The following is a 21,892-nucleotide window of genomic DNA, read 5'->3' on the forward strand; positions in this document are numbered from 1 at the left end:
GCGGGTGTCTAATGACGGCCGCAGTTCGCACAACGTCGGCGAACTCACGCGCTTCCCGAAGCACCCCAGCATCCTCCGTCGACGAGTCGGACGAACTGCGTGATTCGCCCGAGGTCGTCGCTACTGATATCTTCGCTTTCCTCGAGCCGCTTTTGCAGCCGTTTGAGCTGACGGTCAGCATCGTGGGTCATCGTCTATTCAGAGGGTTATCGCATGAGCATGGAAACCACTCATGGAGATCCTGCGGCGGCATTCTTCACCGATTCGTTACGGAGTGACCGTACAGCGGCTGATTTCAGTAGTGTTGATACCTCGAGCTTCGGAGAGATTTGACCCGGCTCACGAACGTCCCCGTTGGGGGTTCGTTATTCACGAAAACACTGTGGACGAAGCCGCAGCACCGATTACCCGCGTGCCGATCCAGAATATTAACTGTACGTGGTGCGTTCCGCTCCATAATGACGGTTACTACTGAATTACGGCTCCGTTCGTCCTCGCTGCCGCTTGTGGAGCTCACTGCGTCACTGCAGCCCGACGAGATCGAGTGCGTACACGCGCTCTGTCTTCAGTCGGACGTTCGGATGTTTACCGTCCGGATCGATTCGACGGACGATGTCTCCGACGACGAACTCGCGGCGCTCGAGGAAGTCGTGGAGGTGACGGCGCTCGGACGCACGAACGGGAAACGGATCTACCAACTCACCGTCGAACTCGCGGACGCCATCTCGGACGCGTTCGACCCCGACCGGTTCGACGGGGCACAACTGGAGCCGACGACCATCACGCCGGAGGGCTGGTACGAGAAGAAGGTGTTCAGAGACTACGAGACGTTCGCCGAGTTCCGAACGAGTTGTGAGGAGCACGGTATCCCCATCGAACTCGTCTCGATCACGTCTGAGGCCGCACCGGCTGCTGACTCGTCACAGCACGGATTAACTGACCGCCAACACGAGGCGCTCACGCTCGCGATCGCTCGCGGCTACTACGACAGCCCACGCCGAACCTCGACGGAGGCGCTTGCCGAAGAGTTGGGCATTTCACAACCCGCGTTCTCGACCCTGCTCCGTCGCGCGGAGCGGCAGGTTCTCACATCCGCACTCGACGCACGGAGACACGTCGAGACGGTCTCCGGCTAACATCGCCTGCGCGTGTGGCCCGATGCGGCTGCTGACGATGGAACCGACCTCGAGTCGCTGATACGGGACTCGTCGGCGTGTCGAGATCGAATCGTCGACGGACTTCGGGAGTCGCCGTTCGATGTACCGTTCCGGACGCGAGTACGCGCCCGAGAGTCCCGGGTTGATCCACAGATCTACTTAAACACCCTTTTCATATAACAGCAGTCCCAAACCGGTCGCGACCCTCGAGTTAGGTGATGACAACAGCATTCGGTTCTGAACTGGACGGGCAGGTCGCGATCGTTACGGGAGCGTCTTCGGGCATCGGCGAGGCAACGGCTACCGCGCTGGCATCGCGCGGTGCGAACGTCGTCCTTGCCGCCCGACGCGAGGACGCACTCGAGGATGTCGCCGCTCGGATCGAGGACGAAGACGGGGAAGCGCTCGTCGTGCCGACCGATATCACGGACGACGACGACATCGATGAACTGGTCGAGACGACGACCGACGAATACGGTCGGATCGATATCCTCGTGAACAACGCGGGCTACATGCCGCTCGCACACATCGCGGATGCGGATCGGGAAACCCTCACGACGACCATCGACGTCAATCTCGACGGGCTACTCACGCTCACCCACGCCGTCGTTCCCACGATGCTCGAGCAAGAACGCGGACACGTCGTGAATCTCTCTTCGGTTGCCGGACGGTTTGCGATGGAGAACAGTTCGCATTATATGGCGGCGAAAGCCGGCGTGGCCGGCTTCGGCCGAGCGCTGCGGCGCGATGTCGCCGAGGAGGGAATCCGCGTTTCGACTATCGAACCGGGGGCAGTCGATACGGAGCTTACCGAGGACATCCCCGACGACGAGGTCAAGTCGTACGTCGAGGACTACAACCAATCGATGCGACAGCTCGAGCCCGCTGATATCGCTCGGACGATCGCGTTCGTCGTGACACAGCCAGCCCACGTCGACATCAACGAAGTCCTGATCCGGCCGACGGATCAGGTACAACCGTAGCGCACATCCGAGGGCAGCAAATCCGGCCAGCATCGGTATCGGACAGCGCCAGTGATGGTCGGTGTATGGGACGACGGCCGCCCCGGAGGTGCGCATCGTCTTGGAGACACGATACTCCTGACCGGAGTCGTAACCAGTTGTAGAACCGACAATCATGACGGGTATTATTCCCTCGAAACGCCCGCAAACGGAAGCCACCCCCATCCGATGACGATCACAACCGAGTTCCGTCTCACATCCCCCTCGCTTCCGCTCCTCGATGTCGCCGAATCGGTCCGGAGTAGGGAACTACAGTGCGTTCACGGGCTCCAACCCCGAGACGGCGTCCAGTTGTTCCTCGTCCGGATCGACAGCACGGACGATGTCTCCGAAACGAAACTCACAACGCTCGAGAACGTGAGAGCGGCGACGCTGGTCGGACACACGAGCGACGAAGCGATTTACAAGATCACCGTCGAACTCGAGGAGCGACTCACACGCCTCTTCGACCCCGAACGGTTCGATATCGCGCCGGTCGAACCGCCCACGATTTCGCCGAACGGCTGGTACGAGCACAAACTATGCAAGAGCTACGCGGAGTTCAACGACTTTCGAGCCTGCTGTCAGGAACGTGATATCGAACTCGAACTCGTTTCGGTCAGCCCCGATCCGGCCGCGATCGAGAACCCCCCGCAGCACGGGGTAACGGAACGCCAACACGAGGCGCTCACGCTTGCGCTCGCTCGTGGCTACTACGACAGTCCGCGTCGAACGTCGACCGAAGACCTCGCCCACGAACTCGGCATCTCGCAGCCGTCGATGTCGAGTCTCCTTCGCCGCGGTGAACGGCAACTCCTCTCTTCGGTACTCGACTCTCGGACGGAGGGTCGGATTCGTTCCAGTAGGGAGTGACGGTACTCGAGACGAACTCGACTTGCCCGTACTCCGCTCGGTGGGGTACTTAAACATGCTTTCTGAACAGCATTGAATCCATGCGAGACGACCCCCAACTATGGGGTGGGTAGCACCACTCAACCATGGACTACACAACTCTTGGATCGACCGGGATGGAGGTCAGTTCGCTCTGTCTCGGGTGCATGAGTTTCGGATCGAGCGAGTGGCAACCGTGGGTCCTCGACGAGGAGGAGTCACGGGAGATCATCGAACGAGCGATCGACCTCGGTATCAACTTCTTTGACACCGCGAACGTCTACTCGTCGGGCAGGTCCGAGGAAATCCTCGGGAACGTTCTCGCGGAGTACGACCGTGACGAGCAGGTCGTCGCGACGAAAGCCTTCTTGCCGCCCACGGAGGACCCGCATCCGAACGCGACGGGACTCTCCCGGAAAACGATCGAACAGGAATTAGCGAACTCGCTCGATCGACTCGGCATGGAGACGGTCGATCTCTACCAGATTCACCGCTGGGACTACGAGACGCCCATCGAGGAGACGCTGCGGGCGCTCGACGACGCCGTTCGCCGCGGGCAGACCCGCTATATCGGTGCCTCCTCGATGTGGACGTATCAGTTCGCGGAGGCGCTCCACACCAGCGACCGGCTCGACCTCGAGCGGTTCGCGACGATGCAGAACCACTACAACCTCGTCTACCGCGAGGAGGAGCGCGAGATGCTCCCGTTCGCAGAACAGAAGGGGATCGGCGTGATGCCGTGGTCGCCGCTCGCGGGCGGCTACCTCACCCGTCCCCACGACGAACTCGATGCGACGACGCGCGGCGAGACGGACAAGTACATCGATCAACTCCCGTATCGGGATGGCGGCGGTCCCGTGGTCAACGAGCGCGTGGCAGAACTCGCCGACGACCATGGTGTCACGATGGCACAGATCGCGCTCGCGTGGCTCCTCCATAAGGAGTGGGTCACGACCCCGATCGTCGGGACGACCAGCGTCGAACACCTCGAGGACGCCGTCGAGGCGCTGGAGATCAAGCTGTCGGACTCGGACATCGAATACCTCGAGGAACCCTACGAGCCGTTGCCGGTCGCCGGACACGAGTAACTGCGCGCCGTGCGGGCGATCCCACGATCGGCTCGAGGGGGGAGGACCCGATGCCGTCACGGGCGTCGTTCGACGGGCGCTCGGTTCGGTAACCGGCATTCTAGCCGGGGAAGCCAACCTCTCAAGGGGGATGAGGCTGTCAATCCGTTCGTGAGCAGTACCTCGATCATAAACGAGAGCGACACGTTCGAGATCGGCGGTTCGACCGTTCATCGGCTGGGGTTCGGCGCGATGCGGATCACCGGCGAGGACATCATCGGTGCACCGGAGGACGAGGAGTCCGCACGCGAGGTCGTCCGGCACGCGGTCGACTGCGGTGTCGACCTGATCGATACGGCGGACTCGTACGGTCCCGCAGTGAGCGAGCGCCTCATCGGCGAGGCGATCGGCGATCCCGACGACGTACTGATCGCGACCAAGGCCGGCCTGCTGCGCAACAGCGAGGGCGAGTGGCTCGCGCACGGGGATCCGGACTACATCCGCAATCAGGTCCTCACGTCCCTCGACCGGCTTCGGACGGACACGATCGATCTCTATCAGTTCCACCGGCCGGACGACGACACGCCCTTCGAGGACTCCGTCGCGACCTTCGCGGAGCTCAAAGACGAGGGCTTCGTCGACGCGGTCGGCGTCAGTAACGTCTCCGCGGAACTCCTCGATCGGGCCCGCGAGCAGGTCGAGATCGAAACCGTCCAGAACCGGTACAACCTGAACGACCGCGGCAGCCGGGACGTGCTCGAGATCTGTGACGAGGCGGGGATCGGCTTCATCCCGTGGGCCCCGATCGACGGCGACGATCTAGCCGAACACGGCGACCTCCTCGACGAGATCGCCGCCACTCACGACGCGACGCGACGGCAGGTCGCGCTGGCCTGGCTCCTCGAGCGGGCCGCTGTCATGCTCCCGATTCCGGGCACGTCCGATCCCGCCCACCTCGAATCCAATCTCGCGGCCTCGCAACTCTCGCTCGGCGACGACGAGGTCCGCCGACTGACCGCGGCCGCCGACTGAAGTCGGACGGTCGCCGGGCGTCGCTCGAGCGACCCGTCATCCCTCGAGCCGACCGGCGATGCACCAGGAGAGCGCCGTGAGTAGTACGACCCCAGATCGCGGCGACGACGGCCCCGACGACGTCGTAGACGAGATCGACGATCGTGTCGTTGAGACCGTGCTGGGCGAGGACCGCGTCGAGTCCGACCCGCTGTCCGCTTCGGTCGATCCCGAACTCCATGAGTTCCCGGCGACGCCGACCGCCAGACGAACACGAGGCCCGGCTGTACGTCGGCAGATACCGTCCGGTCGCGTTCGATGCACTCGCCGACGACGATCACCTTCACTTCTGCTCCGGCGGTTCCCGTCGAACGGACCGGATCCCCGCAGGAACCACGCTGGAACCGCTCGCTCGTTCCGTCCCGAAGAGTGATATTTCACCCGCCGAACATTGTCGTATGGTCGCACACGACGACCTCGAGCACGGACGGGTCCGCGTCAACGGCGTCAAACTGCACTACGTGACCGCCGGCGACGGGCCGCCGCTGGTCTTGCTCCACGGCTGGCCACAGACCTGGTACGAGTGGCGGGACGTGATCCCACAACTCGCCGACGAGTACACCGTCATCGCACCCGACCTTCGCGGACTGGGTGACTCCGAAACCCCCGTTTCGGGGTACGACAAGGACACCGTCGCGACCGACGTTCGAGCGCTCCTCGACCACCTCGGACACGGCGACGACGCGATCGCGCTCGTCGGCCACGACTGGGGAATGCCGACCGCGTACGCCTACGCCGCCCAGTACCGCGACCACGTCCGTGCACTCTGCGTGCTCGAGGCGGGACTGCCGGGGATCAACGCGGACGAGAAACGCCACCTGTGGCACACGCGCTTTCACAGCGTCCGCGATCTCCCCGAACGGCTGGTCGCCGGCCGAGAGCGACTCTATCTCGATTGGTTCTACAGTGAGGGGGCATACGATCCCGCGGCGATCGACGACGCCGCCCGCGAGGAGTACGTCCGCTGTTACTCCCGGGCCGGCGGGCTGCGGGGTGGCTTCGAGTACTACCGCGCCTTCGATACCGACGCCGAGCACAACCGGAATCACGCTGACGCTCCCCTCGAGATGCCCGTACTCGCCCTCGGCGGCGCGGCGTCCTTCCGGGACCGTCCGATCAGGGACATGAACGCGGTCGCGACCGACGTTGAGGGAGAGATCGTCGACCGCGCCGGTCACTGGATTCCCGAGGAACGGCCGGCGTACTTCGTCGAGCGGCTGACCGACTTTCTCGCGGACGCGGCGTGAACGGCCGGGACACGAGCCGGTTTCTCGCCTCGGGTTCAGTACTGGTCTCGAACGCGGTCGATTTGACACCGGACACAGAGATCGTCGGCGAAACAGGCGATGTCGTCGTACGGGCACTCGTATTCGTCGACATCGACGGACAGGCGACGTTTTGCGCGCTCCCATTCGGTCTCCCAGTCGTCGATGTCCATCTCGGACGACGTGAAGACGACGGCACCGTCTCGATCCAGGATCTTCGCGGCGGTGACCGAGCGGTGGGTCTCTTTGACGACGGCGATCGCGTCCTCGTAGGACGGACACCGGATCTCCTCTCGCCCCGCCTGGTCGTCCAAGAGACGGACGACGATGGAGCCGTCGTACTCTTCGGTCGGCTCCAATCCATTGGTCATGGCAGCCACTGTTGGAACGCCGCGACAAAAAGCTGCGCGTCAGCGCCCGGACTCGCGTCTCGTCTGCCTTGCCCGCTCACCGTATTGCTCGTCTCGCGTGGTTCGATCTCGCGTTCCGGCGTCTCCACTCTTCTCTTCGGTCGTCGTGAAAAAGTCCGGGTGCGAGAATCGAACCCGCGTCTCAGCCTCCACAAGGCTGAAGGATAACCACTACCCCAACCCGGACACGTGTACACGTTACCCTACAGCCGGTTGGACTAAAATACGTTACGACTCTCCGACGCGGTGTGGGTCTCCGTACCGCTCGGTTTCCGTCCCGTGACTGCGCGACGGTCACTCGAGACGGCTGCCTCGCTCATGACCGGGACGCTTTTCGGCGTACGGCGGGTAGCGCCCACAAGCGTGGCCATCACCGACAAGATCTACATCAAGAACCACCGGCAGCTCAGCTCCCAACTCGAGACGAACATTCCCAAGGGAGCGTTCAAGGGCGCGACGCTCGACATGCTCTTTCAGGGCGACGGCCTCGAGAAGTTAGACGACGCGACTCGCGACCGGGTGCTCGATTTCACGCAGGACTTCCTCGACTGTGACTGCGACAACAACCCCTACTGTGGCTGTCCGGAGCGGAAGTTCATCCAGTACCTCCTCGAGTTGCGCGCCCAGGGGCTGGGGCCGGACGCGATCGTCGACGTGATGACCGACGACTACATGGTTTATGCCTATCCCGGCGACGTGCTCTCCTTCCTCGACAACGGCGTCCGCACGCTCGAGGCCGCGGAGGGGCTCGCTCGCGTCGAAGGCGCGGACGAGAAGTACGAGCAGATTCGGCAGGCGAAACGGGAACTCGAGCGATAGGGCCGTCTCGAGGCGGCCGGGCGAGCTACTCGATACGTCTCCCGACCTCGACGATGCGACGCGTGAACCCCTCGAACGATTCGGCTGTGTAGAGCCAGGCCTTCGACCGTCCCTCTCTCCAGTGCCACTGCCCCGTTTCGGACCCGCGTCTCCGCTCTCCGTTCGCTACCGTAGCTGGTACGATCCGTCTTCGTCGTCTAACTCGTCGAGCAACAGCACTTCGTCTTCCTCGTCCTCGAGTCGGTCTTGGAGATCGTTGACGTAGCCCTTGTACTCGTCGAGCTGTTCCCGGAGGTGCTCGGCCTCGAGTTCGAGCCGTTCGTGTTCGCGGATGAAGCGCTTCGGGACTTCGACGGTCGGCGGGAACGAAATCTCCTCGTCGTCTCCTGCTCCGCCGGTGCGGGCCTCGAGTTCGGCCTCGGGGACGACTTCGACCTGGCCGTCGTGTTCGACGAGTCGGTCGACGTAATCCCGGAAGACGGCGGACAGCGAGATGTCACGTTCCTCGGCGATCGCCTGTAGCGCCTCGAACGCGTCCTCGTTGACCCGGAACGAGATGGTCTTGTTCTTGTTCCCCATCGATACCCCTAGTCGTCGGTCACGACACTTAACCATTTGTCAGACGACGGGAATGCGATCAGCGAGGGGCGGGCCGCGGCCGAACCGACTCCGCACCCTGACCCGGCAGGCTATCCATCTCGAGGCCTAATCGACTGCTAATGCTGTCCGACACGCCAGGACTGCACCACGTGACGGGGATCGTCGGGGACCCACAGGACGCGATCGACTTCTACAGCGGCGTCCTCGGCGTCCGACTCGTCACGCAGACGGTCAACTTCGAGGACATCCTGCAGCATCACCTCTACTTCGGCGACGCGAACGGGACGCCGGGGACGGTCCTCACGCACTTCCCGGACCCGCACGGCGATCCCGGCCGACCGGGCAAGCCCCAGATCAAATCGGTTTCCTTTGTCGTCCCGACCGATTCGCTTGTCTACTGGGAAACCCGACTCGCGGATCACGACGTCGCAGTCGAGGGCCCGCTCGAGCGATTCGACGAGCGAGTACTGCGGTTCGAGGACCCCGCAGGCACTCGCGTCGAACTCGTCGCCGGCCCACCAGTGCCGACTGATATCGAGCTGTGGACCGCCGGCCCCGTCCCGACGGATCGCGCCATCTGCGCCCTTCACGGCGTTTCCACGCTGTCGGGCAACCCCTACGCGACCGCGGGAACGCTCGAGACGCTGGGGTTCGACCACGACGGAGAGGACGGCGACCGGATCCGATATCGTGCGTCCGGATCGCGAGCGACCGTCGTCGACGTGCTCGACCGTGACGCCCGGTTCGGCCGCGAAGGGACGGGGACACTCCATCACGTCGCGGTCCGCGTCGAGCGCGAGGCCGACCTCCACGAGTGGCGGGAACTCTTCGACGACCGTGGCTACGACGTCTCCCGAGTCAAGGACCGGCACTTCTTCCACTCGCTGTACGTCCGCGATCCGGGTGGAATCCTCTTCGAACTGGCGACCCAGACCGGCGGCGTCGCGGCGAGCGACGGGGTGAACGAACCCGGCGAATCGCTGTTCCTCCCCGATTGGTTCGAACGAGACCGCGACCTAATCGAAAGCCAGCTCCCGGCGCTGACGGTTCCGACGGGCGTCGGTGGCGACGACACGCCATGACGGACCCGAATCGTCCGATGGATGCCGTCTCGGGACCCCATGCCGGCCGGCCGCTGCGCACCGCTGGTGCGCCTGCACTCGCCGCGGAGGCTGCACTCGTCTGTTGCCACGGCCGCGGCGCGACTGCACAGGGCGTCATCAACCTCATGGAACCGGTTACTCGACACGGCGTCGCCGTCCTCGCGCCCCACGCCGAACGAAGCCGCTGGTATCCGAAGCCGTCGACTGCACCGCGAGCTGACAACGAACCGTGGCTCACCTCGAGCGTCGACTGCGTCGCGGCCGCACTCGAGAAAGCCCGCGCCATCGACGTGCCACCCGAACGGACCGTCATCGCCGGGTTCTCCCAGGGTGCCTGCGTCGCCGCGGAGTTCGTTTGACGCAATCCAGCCCGCTACGGCGGACTCGCTGTCCTCTCGGGACTGCTCCCCGGATCGGATACGGAGCGCCGCTCGACCGCGATCGAGGGCCCGCTCGAGGGGACGCCGGTCCTCGTCGGCTACGGTGTAGCTGATCCCCTCGTCGCCCGCGATCGAGTCTCCGAGACGGCTCGTCTCTTCGAGCGAGCGAACGCTGCGGTCGACGAGCGGTGGTATCCCGAGACGGGCCACGAGGTCACCGACGACGAGTTCGATGCGATCGGTGAAATGCTCGGGGCCCTGCTATAGAGTCCGCGTCGCAGTCGCTTACGGTTCGAAAACAAAGCAAAACGAGAACAGCCGGTGGCCTACGGTCAGGCCGTCGCTTCCAGGTCGTCGTTCTCCGCGACGGTCTCGAGGCTCTCGAGTGCCTGAATCACGTCGTTGCGGTAGTTGACGACGGGAGAGTCGTATCGCTCGCGGGCCATTTCGGCGTACTCGTTGGTCGGTGCCGTCGAACCGCTTTCGGGCGCTTCCTGCTCGGCTTCCCAGGCTTCGAACGCCTCGATGCGATCGAGGGTTCGCTCGGCGGTTTCGACGACCCAGCGGTCGCGGGTCTCGTCGTCAACGACCGCGATGGACTCCGGTCGCAGGGAGACGTTGACGGTCCCGTCGTCGGTCTCGTAGGTGCGCGGTTTGCCGACGATGGAGACGTATTCCGGCGGCTCCGTGTCACGGAGCACCGATGCGGCCTCGGGCTGGTACTGACCGGCGTAGACAAAGAACGTGCCCGTTGGATCGACGACGCGGCCGCGCCAGTACTCGCTGTCGTCGCCGACGTCCTCGGTTTCGGTGAGGGTCCCGACCACGAACACGCGGTTCGCGCGGTCGCCCGTCGGGAGCAAGGCGTAGTTGGGCGCTCGCTCGTCGTCGCTCTCTTTGAATGCGTACGTCGAATCGTTGAATTCGGAGGCGAAGACGCGGCGGGCGACTTCGCGCGTGAGTTCGGACTGGCTCATGTTACATCGACCTCGCTTTGATCAGCAGTTCCTCGGCATCCGCCGGCCCGTCGAGTTCCTCGACGTCGTCGGCCAGGACGTACCGGCCGAAGGTGGGCCCCTCGATGCGGTAGTACGTGCCGACGATATCCGCTCTGATCTCGTCGGCGACGACGGTCGTGTCGAGCGCGTCCATCGCCATGTCCTTGGCCTCTTCGAGGCTCAGTCCCGTCAGGTCCTCGGTGGCGTCCTTGTCGAAGATGACCTCGTGGGCGTCGATCCCGTCGTCGACGACGGCTTTGATGCGGAGGTCGAACTCGCCTTCGCCCTCCCCGTGTTCGTTACAGCGTCCGTTCTGCAGAACGCGGGTACAGTCTTCCTCCGGACAGCGCTTGATCAGCCCGCTGCCGCTTTGCATGTCGACCAGTGCACCCTCGATTTCGCTGGTGTCGTTTCCGACCTCGAGATCCTCGTCGCGTTCCTCGATTACCGTCGTCGAGTTGAGTTTGACCGAATATCGGCCCTGATACTCGTCGGTGACGACGTTGCGAAGTTCGTAGACGCCCCCTTCCTCGAGCGCGGGCAGCTCCGATTTGGCCCACTTCGTGAACTTGATCGTCCCCGTCGGATCACCCAGCAGGCCGACCTGTGCGACCGAGTCGCTGCGGGGGTCCCAGAGTTCGATGACCTTCGCGGTGAGGTCGATCCACTCCTCGGGTTCATCGACCTCCTCGATGGTGGCTGCCTCGCTGTCGCCGCTTGAGATGTCCTCGCGTTCGAGGCCGGCCTCCTCGAGGTAGTGGTTGGTGACGCTTCGCCGTGCCTCGTCCATCGGCACTTTGTACTCGTCGACGAGCGTGGTCAGGCGCTCTTCGACGTCCTCGACATCGACGTCGAGGTGGTCCGAAAACTGCTCGTGGATGTCGTCCGCGTGTTGTCGTACGTCGCTCATTGTGTCTCGCCTCCTCTTTGGTTTCACTGGGAGGCATACGTCCGTTCGCGCCCGATAGTATTTAAACTACCGCCACCGGAGCGAAAGTGAACGTCAGCGAAAGAAACCGCCAGACGGCGTCTCGGGGGCGTGTTCAGGATGCCGGTCGATATCCGTTGGCGCTCGCCGACCACGAGCGCGGTTTCGAGGGCGTCGCGATGCTCCGTCGAACGGCGTCGCCGTCGACCGGGTGATCTATCGTCGGTCCCACCGGCCGCCGTGTCGATCGTCACCCACCGGCGACGGGCCTATGTGCCCTGCGGTCGAACGATGTGCCAATGCCGGATCGGCGTCAGCTCGAGCGGCTCCTCCGCTCGACGCTTCAGGAGGCGGGCGAGCAGTTCGAGGAGCTCCGGAAATCGACCGACGAGCAACTCGAGGAGGCCCGTGATTCCTACGAGGTCGCAAAGAACGCTCGCGGGCTGCCGGCCGACGACGCGGGCCGGGCGAAGATCGTCTGTCGACGCTACGCCGAACAGCGGGCGGCGAAGCTCGACGCGGAGTATCGACCGGCCTGTTACGAGGCGGACCACCCCGACTGCGAGGGGTGTGCGGAGGACGTCCGCGCCGGCCGGATCGAAACCTGGTAACCCGGCACGGCCGGCCGCCGCTGTCTCTCGTCGCCGAACTGCTACAGCGTCCGCGAGGTGGCCTCCACCGTCGCCCCGCTGCAAAAATCGATTCCGCGGGTTACCTCGAGCCCGAGAGCTCCGCCTCGGCGTTCCCGTTCGGGGGCCACACCGCCCAGAGCACGACCGCGAGGATGGCCGCGCCACCGAGAACGAGCGACTCGAGGACCGAGAGTTCGATCCCGAACCACGAGAGCGCCGTCCGGAACTCGACCACGAACGGGATGAGGACGGCGATGACGACTAGCAGTGCGCCCTTCGAGATGCGCATCTACGGCATCACCTCGCGGACCGACTCGAGGACGAGTGCGGGATCGGTTTCGATGGCGAGTTGGAAGCCTCCGATGTCGGGACCGAACAGGCCGCCCGACTCGACGATGCTCGCGAGCGGCAGCGTGTAGCCGACGATCACGAGCACGACGGCGATCGCGGTCCAGAGCTTGAGGTTGTCGAGGACGGCCGGTGAATCCTCGGGACCCGAGAGCGTGCCGGCGTAGGTGTTTGCGGGAAGCGAGTCGCTATCGTCGTTGAACGAGGTCAGGACCATGTTCAGCAGGAACATGGCCAGCGCGACGGTCAGGAGCACTGCACCGAGTGCGACCTGAGCGTTGATCTCACCGACGGTCCCGACGGCCGGGTCGAAGTTGAAGCCCTGGTACTGCGGTTCGGCGGTTCTGCGGGGCATCCCGAACAGCCCGGCACGGTGCATCGCGTTCGACATGAACGTCATACCGACGAACCAGACAAGGACCTGTCCGAGTGCGAGCTGGCGACTCCACAGCTCCTTGCCGGTGACCTGTGGGATGAACCAGTAGGCGGCCGCCATGAACGTCAGGGCGACGGCGGTTCCGACAGTGAGGTGGAAGTGACCGACGACCCACCAGGAGTTGTGGACGAGGTAGTTGATGTTCATCCCGGCGTTGATCATGCCGGAGAAGCCGGCGGCGGCGAACATCAGGCCTGCAAGCGCCATCCCGGTAAACACCGGGTCACGCCACGGGAGGGCCTTGAGCCAGCCGAGATAGCCCGTTCCGCCGCGCTGTCGTGCACCGTGTTCCATACTGGCAACGACGGTAAAGGCCGTCAGCAGGCTGGGCAACAGCAGGAACATCGTGTTCGTCATTGCGATGAACTTGTACCCCTCCGCGATGCCGGGATCCAGATACTGGTGGTGGATCCCGACCGGCGTCGACAGCAGCAGGAAGAGGACGAAGACCACACGCGCAAGCGGGTCGCTGAACAGCTTGCCGCCGGAGAGTTTCGGCAGCATGATGTACCACATCATGTACGCCGGCATCAGCCAGAAGTAGACGACGGCGTGGCCGAAGTACCAGAACAGCGTTCTGGTCAACAGCGGATTGACGGAGTCGACGATCCCCAGCGACCACGGCAGCAGGAAGACGAGGATCGACAGCGCGACGCCGAGCGTACAGAGATACCAGAACAGCGTCGTCGTCAGCGCCATGAACGTCGGCAGCGGAATCCGCTCGTCGGGGTTCTCTTTCCGCCAGGCCCACCAGGTCCGGAACCAGTCAGCGCCGGCGAGCCACGAGCCGACGACGAACAGCACCAGTCCCACGTAGAACGCAGGATGGGCCTGCAACGGTGCGTAGAACGTAAAGAGGACGTCGGCGTACATCGGAATCGCGTCGACCACCCCGCCGAGGATCGAGACGCCGACCAGTATCGTTCCGACGACCATCATGATGTACCAGGCCCAGGTAAAGCGGATATCGACGACGCCACGATCGAGGCTCGTCGTCACCGCCCAGGTGAAGATCCCCACGAGGAAGAAGATCGTGAAGGTGATCGCCAATAGGATGCCGTGGGCGGTAAGGACGGTGTAGTAGTCCGCCGAATCGATGAATCGGAGGACGTCCGTCCGGTGGAGCGCCTGTACGAGCCCGAGCAGGCCGCCGATCGCCAGCGCCATGAACGAGCTCCAGAAGGCCGCCTTGATTACCTTCGCCTCTGCCGGGAACTGATCGAGATAGGTCCGACTCGCAGTACTACTCATTCGTGTCACCTCCATCCGTCTCGCTGACGACCGAAAGCGTCCCGCTTTCCTCGTGGTCGTCGACCGTGAGCGTCCAGTCGTGCTCGCCCGCTCCGAGCGCGTCAGTATCGACGTCGAACGTGAGCTCCGCGCTGCCTTCGCCGTCGATGGTCACGTCCCGTTCGTACTGTTGCTCACCGATCTCGAGGGTCGCAGTCGTCTCGAGGCCGTCCTGCATCCCGTTGTTCACGGTGGCGTTGATCGTCGTCTCGTTGCCCGCCTCGACCTCGCGTGGCGCATCGGTCGAGAGTTCGGTCAGGTCGAACTCGTCCTCGGGGACGACTGTCAGCAGGCCTTCCATCGTGTGGTGGCCTTGCCCGCAGTATTCGTTACAGAGGATGCCGTACTCGCCCGGCTCGTCGAATTTGACGGTCATCTCCGAGATCTGGCCGGGAACGACCATCGTGTTGACGTTCGTTCCGACCACGGTGAAGCTGTGAGTCACGTCGCGGCTCGTCACGTAGAACGTCACTTCGCTGCCGGCCGGCACTTCGATTTCGCTCGGCGAGTACGACCACGCCTGAGCGACGACGTCGACTTCGTACTCGTTGCCGCCGAGGTGTTCGACGCCGGTCTCACCGAACCGCTCGTGATCGGAGATCTCGTTGGGATCGATCGACCCGGCGTCGTCGTCGATCATCGCGATACCGGGGCCGACCGCACCGTAGGTAATCGTCGCGATAAACCCGACGATCAATACCATGGCCGCGACCAGCCAGGCCTTTTCGTATTTGTGGATATTCATGCCAGTCCCACCACCGTCAGGAGCGCCCCGACGACGGTCGGCCCGTTGCCGAGGAACTCGACGAAGTACATGAATAGCCACAGCAGTACCAGTATCAGGAAGTAGATCCCGATCAGGATCGCCGTCCCGACCGGATCGTACTCCTCGTGACCGATCTCTCGAACCTGATCGGTCTCTCTCTGTTCCGTTGCTGAAGCCATACGGAGTGGTAGGTGAGGGGGATGACTTACCACCGGCCGTGCTTCCCACTCCTTGGGAACGTCTCGTGGTTTTAACCCGTCTCCGTCCTCAGTGACGGGTATGTTCGAGACCGCCACGCCGCGACAGGCGGCAGCTACCGGATTGCTCGCGTTCATCCCGGTGATCGTCTACGGAGTCACCCACTCGCTGTTCGCCACTGGCGTTACTACTGTCAACCTCGTCATCATCTTCAGCTCGCTGTATATCGCCATGTCGCCGGTCGACGGCGGACACGGCCACGACCACGCCGGCGACGCAAGCGGTACCGCGAGCTGAGTCCCGTTCCTCATGCTTTCAGGGTCGCTTCTGTCGGACCCGGTCTCGCCTTCGCCTGCGGTCCCCCTTGAGAGCGCCGTTTCCCTGCGCTCGGGTGCCGAGCACGTCGACCTGCTCGTTCTCGTCGTCGTTGGACTCCTGGCTGGCGCACACTGTCTGGGGATGTGTGGCCCGCTGGTGACGACCTACGCGGACCGGATCGGGTCCGCGAGCGACGCGCGTCGCGACGACACGTTGACCGCTTTCGAGGTGCGCCAGCACGCGTTGTTCAACCTCGGTCGAACGGCGAGCTACGCGGCCATCGGCGGCCTGTTCGGACTTCTGGGGGCGGTGACGATCGCCTCGAGCGAGGCCGTCGCAGCCATCGGCAATTCCGTCAGGGGCGCAACCGGTATTCTCGTCGGCATCGCGATCGTCGGGAGCGGCCTGTACTACCTTCGGGGGAAAACGGCCGTTCCCGGTCACGATCTGCCCGTCCTCGGCGCGCTGTTCCGACGGCTGTCGGGACTGCTCTCGAGCCGGATCGATCGGCTCGCCACGTCGCCGGGGATCGTTGGACTCGGGGCGGTCCACGGACTGATGCCATGTCCGATCATCTATCCGGCCTACCTCTATGCGTTCGCACTGGGATCGCCGGCACGCGGGGCACTCTCGCTGGCCGCGCTCGGACTGGGAACGATCCCGACGCTGTTCCTCTATGGCACCCTGTTGACCACGATCGAGGCGGATACGCGCGTTCGGCTGCACCGCGGGCTGGGCGCGGCGTTCGTTCTCCTCGGCTACATCCCGCTCTCGCACGGGCTCATGCTGTACGGCATCCACCTCCCACATCCGCCACTCCCGTTTGCACAACCGTTCTAACATGGGGTACGAATCACGACCGTCGACGGACCCGTCCGCACCGGAAGCCGGCCCCTCGAGCGCGCGTTCGACGCGGCCGGCCAGTGACACTGCGACCTGTGACCTCTGTGGCCTTCCGACTCCCGCGGACCCGCATACCGAACCGGACGGCGACGGTACGTTCTGTTGTCAGGGGTGTCTCGAGGTCTCCCGAACGCTCGACCGGGTCGACGACGTGCCCGACGAGTCGGCCGTCAAATCGCGTCTGAACGAGTCGGAAGACGAGGACGGACTCGACGATCTCGACGGCGAAGACGCCTTCCTCGCCGTCGACGGGATGCACTGTTCGACCTGCGAGGCCTTCCTCGAGACGACCGCGGAGCAACAGGCGGGCGTTCTCGGGGCGACGGCCAGTTACGCGACGGATACGATCCGGCTCGTCTACGATCCCGATCGGGTTTCGGCCGACGAACTGCCAGCGCTCGTCTCCGGCCACGGTTACACCGCGTCCGATCGCGGGGCCGCGGGCGAGGAGACGGGCTCCGACGACGGCCTCGCCCCGCTCTTGTTGGGTGGGTTCTTCGGGATGATGGTCATGGTGTGGTACGTCCTCTTCCTCTATCCCACCTACTTCGGCTATGAACCAGTCGCCGACTTCGGCGGCTACGCCGGCTCCTTCCTGGCGTCGAACATCTGGGTGTTCACCTCGTTCATCCTCTTTTATACCGGCTATCCCATCCTTCGCGGGGCGTACGTCAGTCTCCGCGCGGGCCGACCGAACATGGACCTGCTGGTCGCGACGGCCGCGGTGGGGTCGTACACCTTTAGCACGGTCGCGATGCTGCTCGGGCGCCACCTCTACTTCGATGTCACCGTCACGATCGTCCTCGTCGTCACCGCGGGTACCCGTTACGAGCAGGCGGTCAAGCGCCGCGCGACCGGTCTCCTCTCCGAACTGACCGAACGACAGGTCGACGACGCTCGCCTCGAGAGCGGCGAGACGGTGCCGCTCGAGGCGGTCGAGCCCGGTGACCGGCTTCTCGTCCGACCGGGCGAGCGCGTGCCCTTGGACGGCGAAATCGCCTCGGGAACCGCCGCGATCGATGAGTCGCTGGTGACCGGCGAGTCCCTGCCCGTCGAGAAAGCGCCGGGCGATTTCGTCCGCGGCGGGACGGTGGTCACGGACGCGCCGATCGTCCTCACGGTCGGCGACGAGGCCGAGAGCACGCTCGATCGGCTCGTTTCCCTGCTCTGGTCGATCCAGAGCGCCCGACCGGGCGTCCAGCGGCTCGCCGACAAACTCGCGACGGTCTTCGTCCCGCTGGTAATCGTCCTCGCCGTCGGCGCGGCGGTCGTCTCGCTCGCAATCGGCTGGAGCCCGTCGGACGCGTTGTTGCTCGGCCTCACCGTTGTGATCGTCTCCTGTCCGTGCGCGCTCGGGCTCGCGACACCGCTCGCAATCGCCGCGGGCGTTCAAGCCGCCGCGCAGCGCGGCGTCGTCGTCGCCACGGAGACGATCTTCGAGGACGCCCCGGCCGTCGATGTCGTCGTCCTCGATAAGACGGGCACGCTCACGACCGGCACAATGACCGTCGAACGCGTCCACACTGCCGACGCGATCGCGCCGGAGGACTTGCTCCGACGCGCCGGGACGCTCGAGGCGCTTTCCGAACACCCGATCGCCGCCGCCGTCGCCGACGCCGCACCGGGGTCCGCGACCGACGACGCCACTACCGGGGACGCGGTCGGGGCATTCGAGCGGGCGGACCGCGGCGTCACCGGGCGCGTCGAGGGCGCGCACATCACGGTCGGCCATCCCGACTTCCTCCGCGAACGCGGGTTGGACATCCCCGACGCGCTCGAGTCACGCGTCGCCGACGCTCGCGAAGTCGGCCATGTTCCCGTCGCCGTCGGTTGGGATGGGCGGGTCCAGGGTGTGATCGCCGTCGGCGACTCGCAGCGCGCGGAACTGGACGACGCCCTCGATGCCGTCGCCGCGGGTCGCGAGGTCGTCGTCCTCACTGGCGACGAGGGGCCGGCGGCGGAGAGGCTCCGCGAATTGGACGGCGTCGACGAGGTCTTCGCCGGCGTCCCGCCGGAGGCGAAGGCCGAAACCGTCGATCGGCTCCGGGGACGCGGGACGGTCGCGATGGTCGGCGACGGGAGCAACGACGCGCCCGCGCTGGCTGCCGCCGACGTGGGGATCGCGATGGGCGGCGGGACGAAACTCGCGACCGACGCGGCCGACGCGGTGATCGTCGACGACGACCTCGAGGCCGTGGCCGAGACGTTCACCGTCGCGACGCGGACGCATCGACGGATCCGACAGAACCTCGGCTGGGCGTTCGCCTACAACGCGGTCGCGATTCCGCTTGCGGTCACCGGGCTGCTGAACCCGCTGTTTGCCGCCGTCGCGATGGCAGCGAGCAGCGCGCTCGTCGTCTGTAACTCGGCGCGATCGATCTAGACCGGACCGACGACGGAACGCTTACGCGTCGTCGTCGGCCGGGACGACCCGTTCGACCGCCCGGCGCTCCCCGTCCTCGTAGACGTAGGTCGTGCCGTCGTCCTCGTCGCGCGTCCGTCGATGGCTGCCGTCGCAGAACGGAAACGACGCCGAAAGCCCACACTGGCAGACCGCGATATCGCCCTTTTCGTCGTCGAGATCCGACGGATCGAGTTTCCGTGGTCCCGTCTCCTCGAGTTCGACGAGTCGTGTCATCGTCCGCTGTTCCGCCCGCCGACGCCAAAAGTGACCCGACGGTCTCGAGCACGGGGCCGTCGTGACTGCCTCCCTGGCGAGTGGCCGGTTTGGCCGTCCGCACTGCGACCCTGTCACGGGACCCGCTGCCGTGACCCATGCCTTTCGGGAACGACAAGGTTCTTAGTATCGGTCTCGGATATCGAAACGAGAACAGTATGTCCTCCGCCGCGGCAATGCCGATTGCGATCGCGCTCGCGGTCGTCAAGACGCTCGTCCTCCTCGTCGGCGGCGTTATCACCTTCTTCGCGTACAAAGCGTACCGACGAACCCGCCAGCCGGCGCTTGGCTATCTCTCGCTTGGCTTTGGCCTCGTCACGCTCGGGCTGGTCCTCGCCGGAATGCTGTACGAAATCCTCCGCGTCCCGCTGATGACCGGCATCTTGCTCGAGAGTCTACTCGTACTGGCCGGCTTCCTCGTTATCGCCCGCTCGCTTTACGTCACCTGAACTGCGTTCGATCCATCGAACGGACGGCTGCCGCCCCTCCCGGCCCACTTACTGTCAACTCGGAGCGAAGCGTTCGGTCCGAACAGCGAACCCATCAAATATTTTCAGAAATACTTCTATGTGTGATGCCGTGAAACAACCGCGGTACGGCAGGAGAGACGGCACTGAACCATGGAGCTCGACCTGCTGTCGTACCCCTCCCCTTTCCTCCCGTCCGCGACGACTCGTCCCATCGGGGTTCCGGCCCGTCCGACCCGATCGACAGCGGCGACGCACTCCCGTGCCGATCACCCAGAGGTAAGTGAGTCCCGACTCGAGTAGGGGGTATGCAAGCCGATTCCGACTGCGCACTGGCAGCTGACGGTCCCGGCTCGAGTCGCCCGTTCCGATCCACGTGCCCGAGTGATCCGTCATGAGCGGGGCCGACGATCCCGAACTGGCCGTCGGCACGGACGCGTTCGCGGACCGAGGCGCGGGTCTCGAGGTAGCCGTCGTCGGCGCGGGGGCCGTCGGCGCGACTGCGGCCTACGATCTCGCGAGCGAGGGGGCGGACGTGACCCTCTACGACCGCGGGTCCGTCGCGAGCGACGCGACCGGGCGAGCGGCGGGGATCTGCTACGACGCCTTCGCGGACGGGCTCGACGCCGACATCGCGAACGACGCGCTCGAACGGTTCCGCGCCTTCTCGGGCGACGATACCTTCCCGTTCGTCGAGTGTCCCTACGTCTGGCTCGCCCGCGAGGGCGACGCAGACAGGGCCGATGCGATCCGTGAGCAGGTGCGTCGCATGCAGGCCAACGATGTCGTCGCCTTCGAAATGGACGGTGACGCGCTCGGGGAGCGCTTTTCGGCCCTGCGAACGGACGACATCGCAGTCGCGGGGGTTGCCGGCGGGGCGGGCTACACTGACCCGGCCCGGTATACGGCCTGCCTCGCGGCCGCGGCCACCGGTGCCGGCGCGACCCTCGAGACCGACACGCCGGTCGAGGTGCGGGCCGATCCTCCCCGCGTCGTCCGTCCGGACGGCGCGGTCCACGAGGCCGACGCTGTCCTGGTGGCCGCCGGGGCCCGAACGAAAGACCTGCTCGCGGACGCGGGACTCCCCATCGCGATGAAACCCTACCGCGTGCAGGCGCTCATCGCCGACGGTGACCTCGCGGAGCCGATGTGTTACGACGCGACCGGCGACTTCTACCTGCGGCCCCACCCCGACGGCTTCCTCGCCGGTGACGGCACCGAGGAACGCGAGGCCGATCCCGACGCGTACGATCGCGATGCCGACCCGACGTTCGCGGCCGATCTCAGCGACCGGCTCACGCACCGCGTTCCGACCGTTGCAGACAGCGACCTCGAGCGGGCGTGGGCCGGGCTCTGTACGGCGACGCCGGATCGTGATCCGCTGGTCGGAGCGCTCAAGGACGGGCTCTACGTCGCGACCGGGTTCCAGGGCCACGGGTTCATGCGCGCGCCGGCGATCGGCGAGCGGATCGCGGACGAAATACTCGGTGGGTCGGGGATCGACGCCTTCGACCCGACCCGGTTCGACGGCGACGAGACGTTCGACGTCGTCGAGGGAATGACGCTCGATCGGGATTGAGTCAGTCGTCGATAGCGACCGGTTCCGTTTCGGTCTCCGAATCCCGTTTGCGGTCCGTTTCGGCCTCCGACTCGCCGCTCTCCGCGGTATCTCCGACCGACGGTCCCTTCGGCAGTTCGACGCTCACCGTTCCCGTTTCGCTGAGCCGCGCCGTGCCGGCATCCGGGTCGACGACGGCGTCGGGCGGGAGTTCCGCTTCACCGGTCAGCGACATTCCGCGACCGGGGAAGCGTCTCTCGTATCCCTCGTGGAACTGCCGGAACCGGTCGATGCGAATCTTGACAGTTCCGTCGAGGTAGCGGACCTGTACGTCGTCCGGTTCGGCTCCGGGTGCGTCGAAGACGACGCGATACGAGGTATCGTTCTCGAGGATGTCGACGGGAAGCGATCGGTGGTTCTGGACGCGGCCGTTCGCGCGACCGACCTGTCGGTAGAGCGTGTTTCTGACGGAGTTGCCGAGTTCGGTGAGGCTCACGGCGGCTCACCTCGGGCGGTATGGACGGCGCTGACGGCGGCCGCGGGGACCGAGAGAGAGGGCTGGGAGTTCATGGCAGACATGGCCGTGCGGACGGCTACGACAGCCGCGTT

At 65.0% G+C, this 21,892-nt stretch carries 25 protein-coding genes, 1 tRNA gene and 2 pseudogenes; 15 read left to right on the forward strand and 13 right to left on the reverse strand.

Annotated elements, in window-relative coordinates; all coding sequences use genetic code 11:
* Positions 1 to 44: 44 nt before the first annotated feature.
* Entirely contained in the window at positions 45 to 191 is a 147-nt protein-coding gene (locus tag C486_RS21740) for a hypothetical protein (RefSeq protein ID WP_008456927.1), read from the reverse strand.
* Between the two features lie 267 nt (positions 192 to 458).
* Here C486_RS21740 and C486_RS13175 point away from each other — a divergent pair, with 267 nt between their 5' ends.
* The 5 genes from C486_RS13175 to C486_RS13195 all read left to right on the forward strand — a co-directional run bounded on the left by C486_RS13175 (position 459) and on the right by C486_RS13195 (position 5,148).
* Positions 459 to 1,136 (forward strand): helix-turn-helix domain-containing protein, encoded by a 678-nt coding sequence (locus C486_RS13175; protein WP_193787474.1) that lies wholly within the window; start codon positions 459 to 461, stop codon positions 1,134 to 1,136.
* A 239-nt stretch (positions 1,137 to 1,375) separates the two neighbouring features.
* Positions 1,376 to 2,140, forward strand: coding sequence for an SDR family oxidoreductase (locus C486_RS13180; protein WP_008456933.1), 765 nt, complete (start codon positions 1,376 to 1,378; stop codon positions 2,138 to 2,140).
* A gap of 207 nt (positions 2,141 to 2,347) precedes the next feature.
* A complete protein-coding gene (locus C486_RS13185; RefSeq protein ID WP_008456934.1) occupies positions 2,348 to 3,031 on the forward strand; it encodes a helix-turn-helix domain-containing protein in 684 nt (227 codons plus the stop codon).
* A 125-nt stretch (positions 3,032 to 3,156) separates the two neighbouring features.
* Positions 3,157 to 4,137: an aldo/keto reductase gene (locus C486_RS13190; RefSeq protein ID WP_008456936.1), complete on the forward strand. Its 981-nt coding sequence runs from the start codon at positions 3,157 to 3,159 to the stop codon at positions 4,135 to 4,137.
* Positions 4,138 to 4,287: 150 nt separating this feature from the next.
* Complete coding sequence (locus tag C486_RS13195; RefSeq protein WP_008456938.1) at positions 4,288 to 5,148, forward strand: aldo/keto reductase; 861 nt, start codon at positions 4,288 to 4,290, stop codon at positions 5,146 to 5,148.
* A 36-nt stretch (positions 5,149 to 5,184) separates the two neighbouring features.
* On the opposite strand, the pseudogene C486_RS22335 reads toward C486_RS13195, so the two are convergent.
* Positions 5,185 to 5,374: pseudogene (locus C486_RS22335) on the reverse strand (hypothetical protein); the annotation flags it as partial.
* A gap of 211 nt (positions 5,375 to 5,585) precedes the next feature.
* Between C486_RS22335 and C486_RS13205 the strand changes: the two are divergent.
* Complete coding sequence (locus C486_RS13205; RefSeq protein ID WP_008456944.1) at positions 5,586 to 6,434, forward strand: alpha/beta fold hydrolase; 849 nt, start codon at positions 5,586 to 5,588, stop codon at positions 6,432 to 6,434.
* A 35-nt stretch (positions 6,435 to 6,469) separates the two neighbouring features.
* Here the strand turns inward: C486_RS13205 and C486_RS13210 are convergent, their stop codons facing one another.
* Together C486_RS13210 and C486_RS13215 are read right to left on the reverse strand one after the other, a co-directional pair.
* The gene (locus C486_RS13210; protein ID WP_008456947.1) at positions 6,470 to 6,823 is read right to left on the reverse strand and encodes a hypothetical protein; all 354 of its coding nucleotides are present in this window, start codon (positions 6,821 to 6,823) and stop codon (positions 6,470 to 6,472) included.
* Between the two features lie 153 nt (positions 6,824 to 6,976).
* A tRNA-His gene (locus C486_RS13215) sits at positions 6,977 to 7,048 on the reverse strand.
* 177 nt (positions 7,049 to 7,225) lie between these two features.
* Between C486_RS13215 and C486_RS13220 the strand changes: the two genes are divergently transcribed.
* Positions 7,226 to 7,681, forward strand: coding sequence for a DUF5814 domain-containing protein (locus tag C486_RS13220; protein WP_008456949.1), 456 nt, complete (start codon positions 7,226 to 7,228; stop codon positions 7,679 to 7,681).
* 165 nt (positions 7,682 to 7,846) lie between these two features.
* Here the strand turns inward: C486_RS13220 and C486_RS13225 are convergent, their stop codons facing one another.
* Positions 7,847 to 8,260 carry a ribbon-helix-helix protein, CopG family gene (locus C486_RS13225; RefSeq protein ID WP_008456952.1) on the reverse strand — a complete coding sequence of 138 codons (414 nt, stop codon included), beginning with the start codon at positions 8,258 to 8,260 and terminating at the stop codon, positions 7,847 to 7,849.
* A 140-nt stretch (positions 8,261 to 8,400) separates the two neighbouring features.
* On the opposite strand from C486_RS13225, the gene C486_RS13230 reads away from it, so the two are divergent.
* Both C486_RS13230 and C486_RS13235 read left to right on the forward strand, forming a co-directional pair.
* A complete protein-coding gene (locus tag C486_RS13230; RefSeq protein ID WP_008456954.1) occupies positions 8,401 to 9,363 on the forward strand; it encodes a VOC family protein in 963 nt (320 codons plus the stop codon).
* Positions 9,360 to 10,031, forward strand: a pseudogene (locus tag C486_RS13235) (alpha/beta hydrolase). Before C486_RS13230 ends, C486_RS13235 begins: the two are co-directional and overlap by 4 nt.
* 65 nt (positions 10,032 to 10,096) lie before the next feature.
* Here the strand turns inward: C486_RS13235 and C486_RS13240 are convergent.
* Complete coding sequence (locus C486_RS13240) at positions 10,097 to 10,741, reverse strand: RPA family protein (protein WP_008456957.1); 645 nt, start codon at positions 10,739 to 10,741, stop codon at positions 10,097 to 10,099.
* Between the two features lies 1 nt (position 10,742).
* Positions 10,743 to 11,672: a replication protein A gene (locus C486_RS13245; RefSeq protein ID WP_008456959.1), complete on the reverse strand. Its 930-nt coding sequence runs from the start codon at positions 11,670 to 11,672 to the stop codon at positions 10,743 to 10,745.
* A gap of 317 nt (positions 11,673 to 11,989) precedes the next feature.
* On the opposite strand from C486_RS13245, the gene C486_RS13250 reads away from it, so the two are divergent.
* Positions 11,990 to 12,301, forward strand: coding sequence for a DUF7091 family protein (locus C486_RS13250; protein WP_007107628.1), 312 nt, complete (start codon positions 11,990 to 11,992; stop codon positions 12,299 to 12,301).
* 100 nt (positions 12,302 to 12,401) lie between these two features.
* Here the strand turns inward: C486_RS13250 and C486_RS13255 are convergent, their stop codons facing one another.
* Genes C486_RS13255 through C486_RS13270 form a run of 4 tightly spaced genes read right to left on the reverse strand, consistent with a single transcriptional unit; the run spans position 12,402 to position 15,341 of the window.
* Positions 12,402 to 12,611 carry a hypothetical protein gene (locus C486_RS13255; RefSeq protein ID WP_008456964.1) on the reverse strand — a complete coding sequence of 70 codons (210 nt, stop codon included), beginning with the start codon at positions 12,609 to 12,611 and terminating at the stop codon, positions 12,402 to 12,404.
* Positions 12,612 to 14,357, reverse strand: a complete 1,746-nt coding sequence (locus C486_RS13260) for a b(o/a)3-type cytochrome-c oxidase subunit 1 (protein WP_008456966.1) — start codon at positions 14,355 to 14,357, stop codon at positions 12,612 to 12,614. It abuts the gene before it with no gap.
* On the reverse strand, positions 14,350 to 15,141 hold the full coding sequence (locus tag C486_RS13265; RefSeq protein WP_008456968.1) for a cytochrome c oxidase subunit II: 792 nt from the start codon (positions 15,139 to 15,141) through the stop codon (positions 14,350 to 14,352). Before C486_RS13265 ends, C486_RS13260 begins: the two co-directional genes overlap by 8 nt.
* On the reverse strand, positions 15,138 to 15,341 hold the full coding sequence (locus C486_RS13270) for a hypothetical protein (RefSeq protein ID WP_008456970.1): 204 nt from the start codon (positions 15,339 to 15,341) through the stop codon (positions 15,138 to 15,140). Before C486_RS13270 ends, C486_RS13265 begins: the two co-directional genes overlap by 4 nt.
* Positions 15,342 to 15,441: 100 nt before the next feature.
* Between C486_RS13270 and C486_RS13275 the strand changes: the two genes are divergently transcribed.
* The 3 genes from C486_RS13275 to C486_RS13285 are packed head-to-tail and all read left to right on the forward strand — an operon-like array spanning position 15,442 to position 18,964.
* A complete protein-coding gene (locus C486_RS13275) occupies positions 15,442 to 15,657 on the forward strand; it encodes a hypothetical protein (protein WP_008456971.1) in 216 nt (71 codons plus the stop codon).
* A gap of 12 nt (positions 15,658 to 15,669) precedes the next feature.
* Complete coding sequence (locus C486_RS13280; protein ID WP_008456973.1) at positions 15,670 to 16,518, forward strand: sulfite exporter TauE/SafE family protein; 849 nt, start codon at positions 15,670 to 15,672, stop codon at positions 16,516 to 16,518.
* A 1-nt stretch (position 16,519) separates the two neighbouring features.
* On the forward strand, positions 16,520 to 18,964 hold the full coding sequence (locus C486_RS13285; RefSeq protein ID WP_008456975.1) for a heavy metal translocating P-type ATPase: 2,445 nt from the start codon (positions 16,520 to 16,522) through the stop codon (positions 18,962 to 18,964).
* A gap of 21 nt (positions 18,965 to 18,985) precedes the next feature.
* Here C486_RS13285 and C486_RS13290 read toward each other — a convergent pair whose 3' ends face one another.
* Entirely contained in the window at positions 18,986 to 19,219 is a 234-nt protein-coding gene (locus C486_RS13290) for a CDGSH iron-sulfur domain-containing protein (protein WP_008456977.1), read from the reverse strand.
* A gap of 197 nt (positions 19,220 to 19,416) precedes the next feature.
* Here C486_RS13290 and C486_RS13295 point away from each other — a divergent pair, with 197 nt between their 5' ends.
* Both C486_RS13295 and C486_RS13300 read left to right on the forward strand, forming a co-directional pair.
* The gene (locus C486_RS13295) at positions 19,417 to 19,707 is read left to right on the forward strand and encodes a DUF7521 family protein (RefSeq protein ID WP_008456979.1); all 291 of its coding nucleotides are present in this window, start codon (positions 19,417 to 19,419) and stop codon (positions 19,705 to 19,707) included.
* A gap of 412 nt (positions 19,708 to 20,119) precedes the next feature.
* Entirely contained in the window at positions 20,120 to 21,304 is a 1,185-nt protein-coding gene (locus C486_RS13300; protein WP_008456981.1) for an NAD(P)/FAD-dependent oxidoreductase, read from the forward strand.
* A gap of 1 nt (position 21,305) precedes the next feature.
* Here the strand turns inward: C486_RS13300 and C486_RS13305 are convergent, their stop codons facing one another.
* Positions 21,306 to 21,779 carry an Hsp20/alpha crystallin family protein gene (locus tag C486_RS13305; protein ID WP_008456983.1) on the reverse strand — a complete coding sequence of 158 codons (474 nt, stop codon included), beginning with the start codon at positions 21,777 to 21,779 and terminating at the stop codon, positions 21,306 to 21,308.
* Positions 21,780 to 21,892 lie beyond the last annotated feature (113 nt).

The sequence above is a fragment of the Natrinema gari JCM 14663 genome, assembly GCF_000337175.1.
GTDB lineage: Archaea > Halobacteriota > Halobacteria > Halobacteriales > Natrialbaceae > Natrinema > Natrinema gari.

Excerpts from the sequence above, each read along its gene's own strand:
- C486_RS21740 (WP_008456927.1), bottom strand. The coding sequence starts at position 191 with ATGACCCACGATGCTGACCGTCAGCTCAAACGGCTGCAAAAGCGGCTC.
- C486_RS13175 (WP_193787474.1), top strand. The coding sequence starts at position 459 with ATGACGGTTACTACTGAATTACGGCTCCGTTCGTCCTCGCTGCCGCTT.
- C486_RS13180 (WP_008456933.1), top strand. The coding sequence starts at position 1,376 with ATGACAACAGCATTCGGTTCTGAACTGGACGGGCAGGTCGCGATCGTT.
- C486_RS13185 (WP_008456934.1), top strand. The coding sequence starts at position 2,348 with ATGACGATCACAACCGAGTTCCGTCTCACATCCCCCTCGCTTCCGCTC.
- C486_RS13190 (WP_008456936.1), top strand. The coding sequence starts at position 3,157 with ATGGACTACACAACTCTTGGATCGACCGGGATGGAGGTCAGTTCGCTC.
- C486_RS13205 (WP_008456944.1), top strand. The coding sequence starts at position 5,586 with ATGGTCGCACACGACGACCTCGAGCACGGACGGGTCCGCGTCAACGGC.
- C486_RS13210 (WP_008456947.1), bottom strand. The coding sequence starts at position 6,823 with ATGACCAATGGATTGGAGCCGACCGAAGAGTACGACGGCTCCATCGTC.
- C486_RS13225 (WP_008456952.1), bottom strand. The coding sequence starts at position 8,260 with ATGGGGAACAAGAACAAGACCATCTCGTTCCGGGTCAACGAGGACGCG.
- C486_RS13230 (WP_008456954.1), top strand. The coding sequence starts at position 8,401 with ATGCTGTCCGACACGCCAGGACTGCACCACGTGACGGGGATCGTCGGG.
- C486_RS13240 (WP_008456957.1), bottom strand. The coding sequence starts at position 10,741 with ATGAGCCAGTCCGAACTCACGCGCGAAGTCGCCCGCCGCGTCTTCGCC.
- C486_RS13245 (WP_008456959.1), bottom strand. The coding sequence starts at position 11,672 with ATGAGCGACGTACGACAACACGCGGACGACATCCACGAGCAGTTTTCG.
- C486_RS13250 (WP_007107628.1), top strand. The coding sequence starts at position 11,990 with ATGCCGGATCGGCGTCAGCTCGAGCGGCTCCTCCGCTCGACGCTTCAG.
- C486_RS13255 (WP_008456964.1), bottom strand. The coding sequence starts at position 12,611 with ATGCGCATCTCGAAGGGCGCACTGCTAGTCGTCATCGCCGTCCTCATC.
- C486_RS13260 (WP_008456966.1), bottom strand. The coding sequence starts at position 14,357 with ATGAGTAGTACTGCGAGTCGGACCTATCTCGATCAGTTCCCGGCAGAG.
- C486_RS13265 (WP_008456968.1), bottom strand. The coding sequence starts at position 15,141 with ATGAATATCCACAAATACGAAAAGGCCTGGCTGGTCGCGGCCATGGTA.
- C486_RS13270 (WP_008456970.1), bottom strand. The coding sequence starts at position 15,341 with ATGGCTTCAGCAACGGAACAGAGAGAGACCGATCAGGTTCGAGAGATC.
- C486_RS13275 (WP_008456971.1), top strand. The coding sequence starts at position 15,442 with ATGTTCGAGACCGCCACGCCGCGACAGGCGGCAGCTACCGGATTGCTC.
- C486_RS13280 (WP_008456973.1), top strand. The coding sequence starts at position 15,670 with ATGCTTTCAGGGTCGCTTCTGTCGGACCCGGTCTCGCCTTCGCCTGCG.
- C486_RS13285 (WP_008456975.1), top strand. The coding sequence starts at position 16,520 with ATGGGGTACGAATCACGACCGTCGACGGACCCGTCCGCACCGGAAGCC.
- C486_RS13290 (WP_008456977.1), bottom strand. The coding sequence starts at position 19,219 with ATGACACGACTCGTCGAACTCGAGGAGACGGGACCACGGAAACTCGAT.
- C486_RS13295 (WP_008456979.1), top strand. The coding sequence starts at position 19,417 with ATGTCCTCCGCCGCGGCAATGCCGATTGCGATCGCGCTCGCGGTCGTC.
- C486_RS13300 (WP_008456981.1), top strand. The coding sequence starts at position 20,120 with ATGAGCGGGGCCGACGATCCCGAACTGGCCGTCGGCACGGACGCGTTC.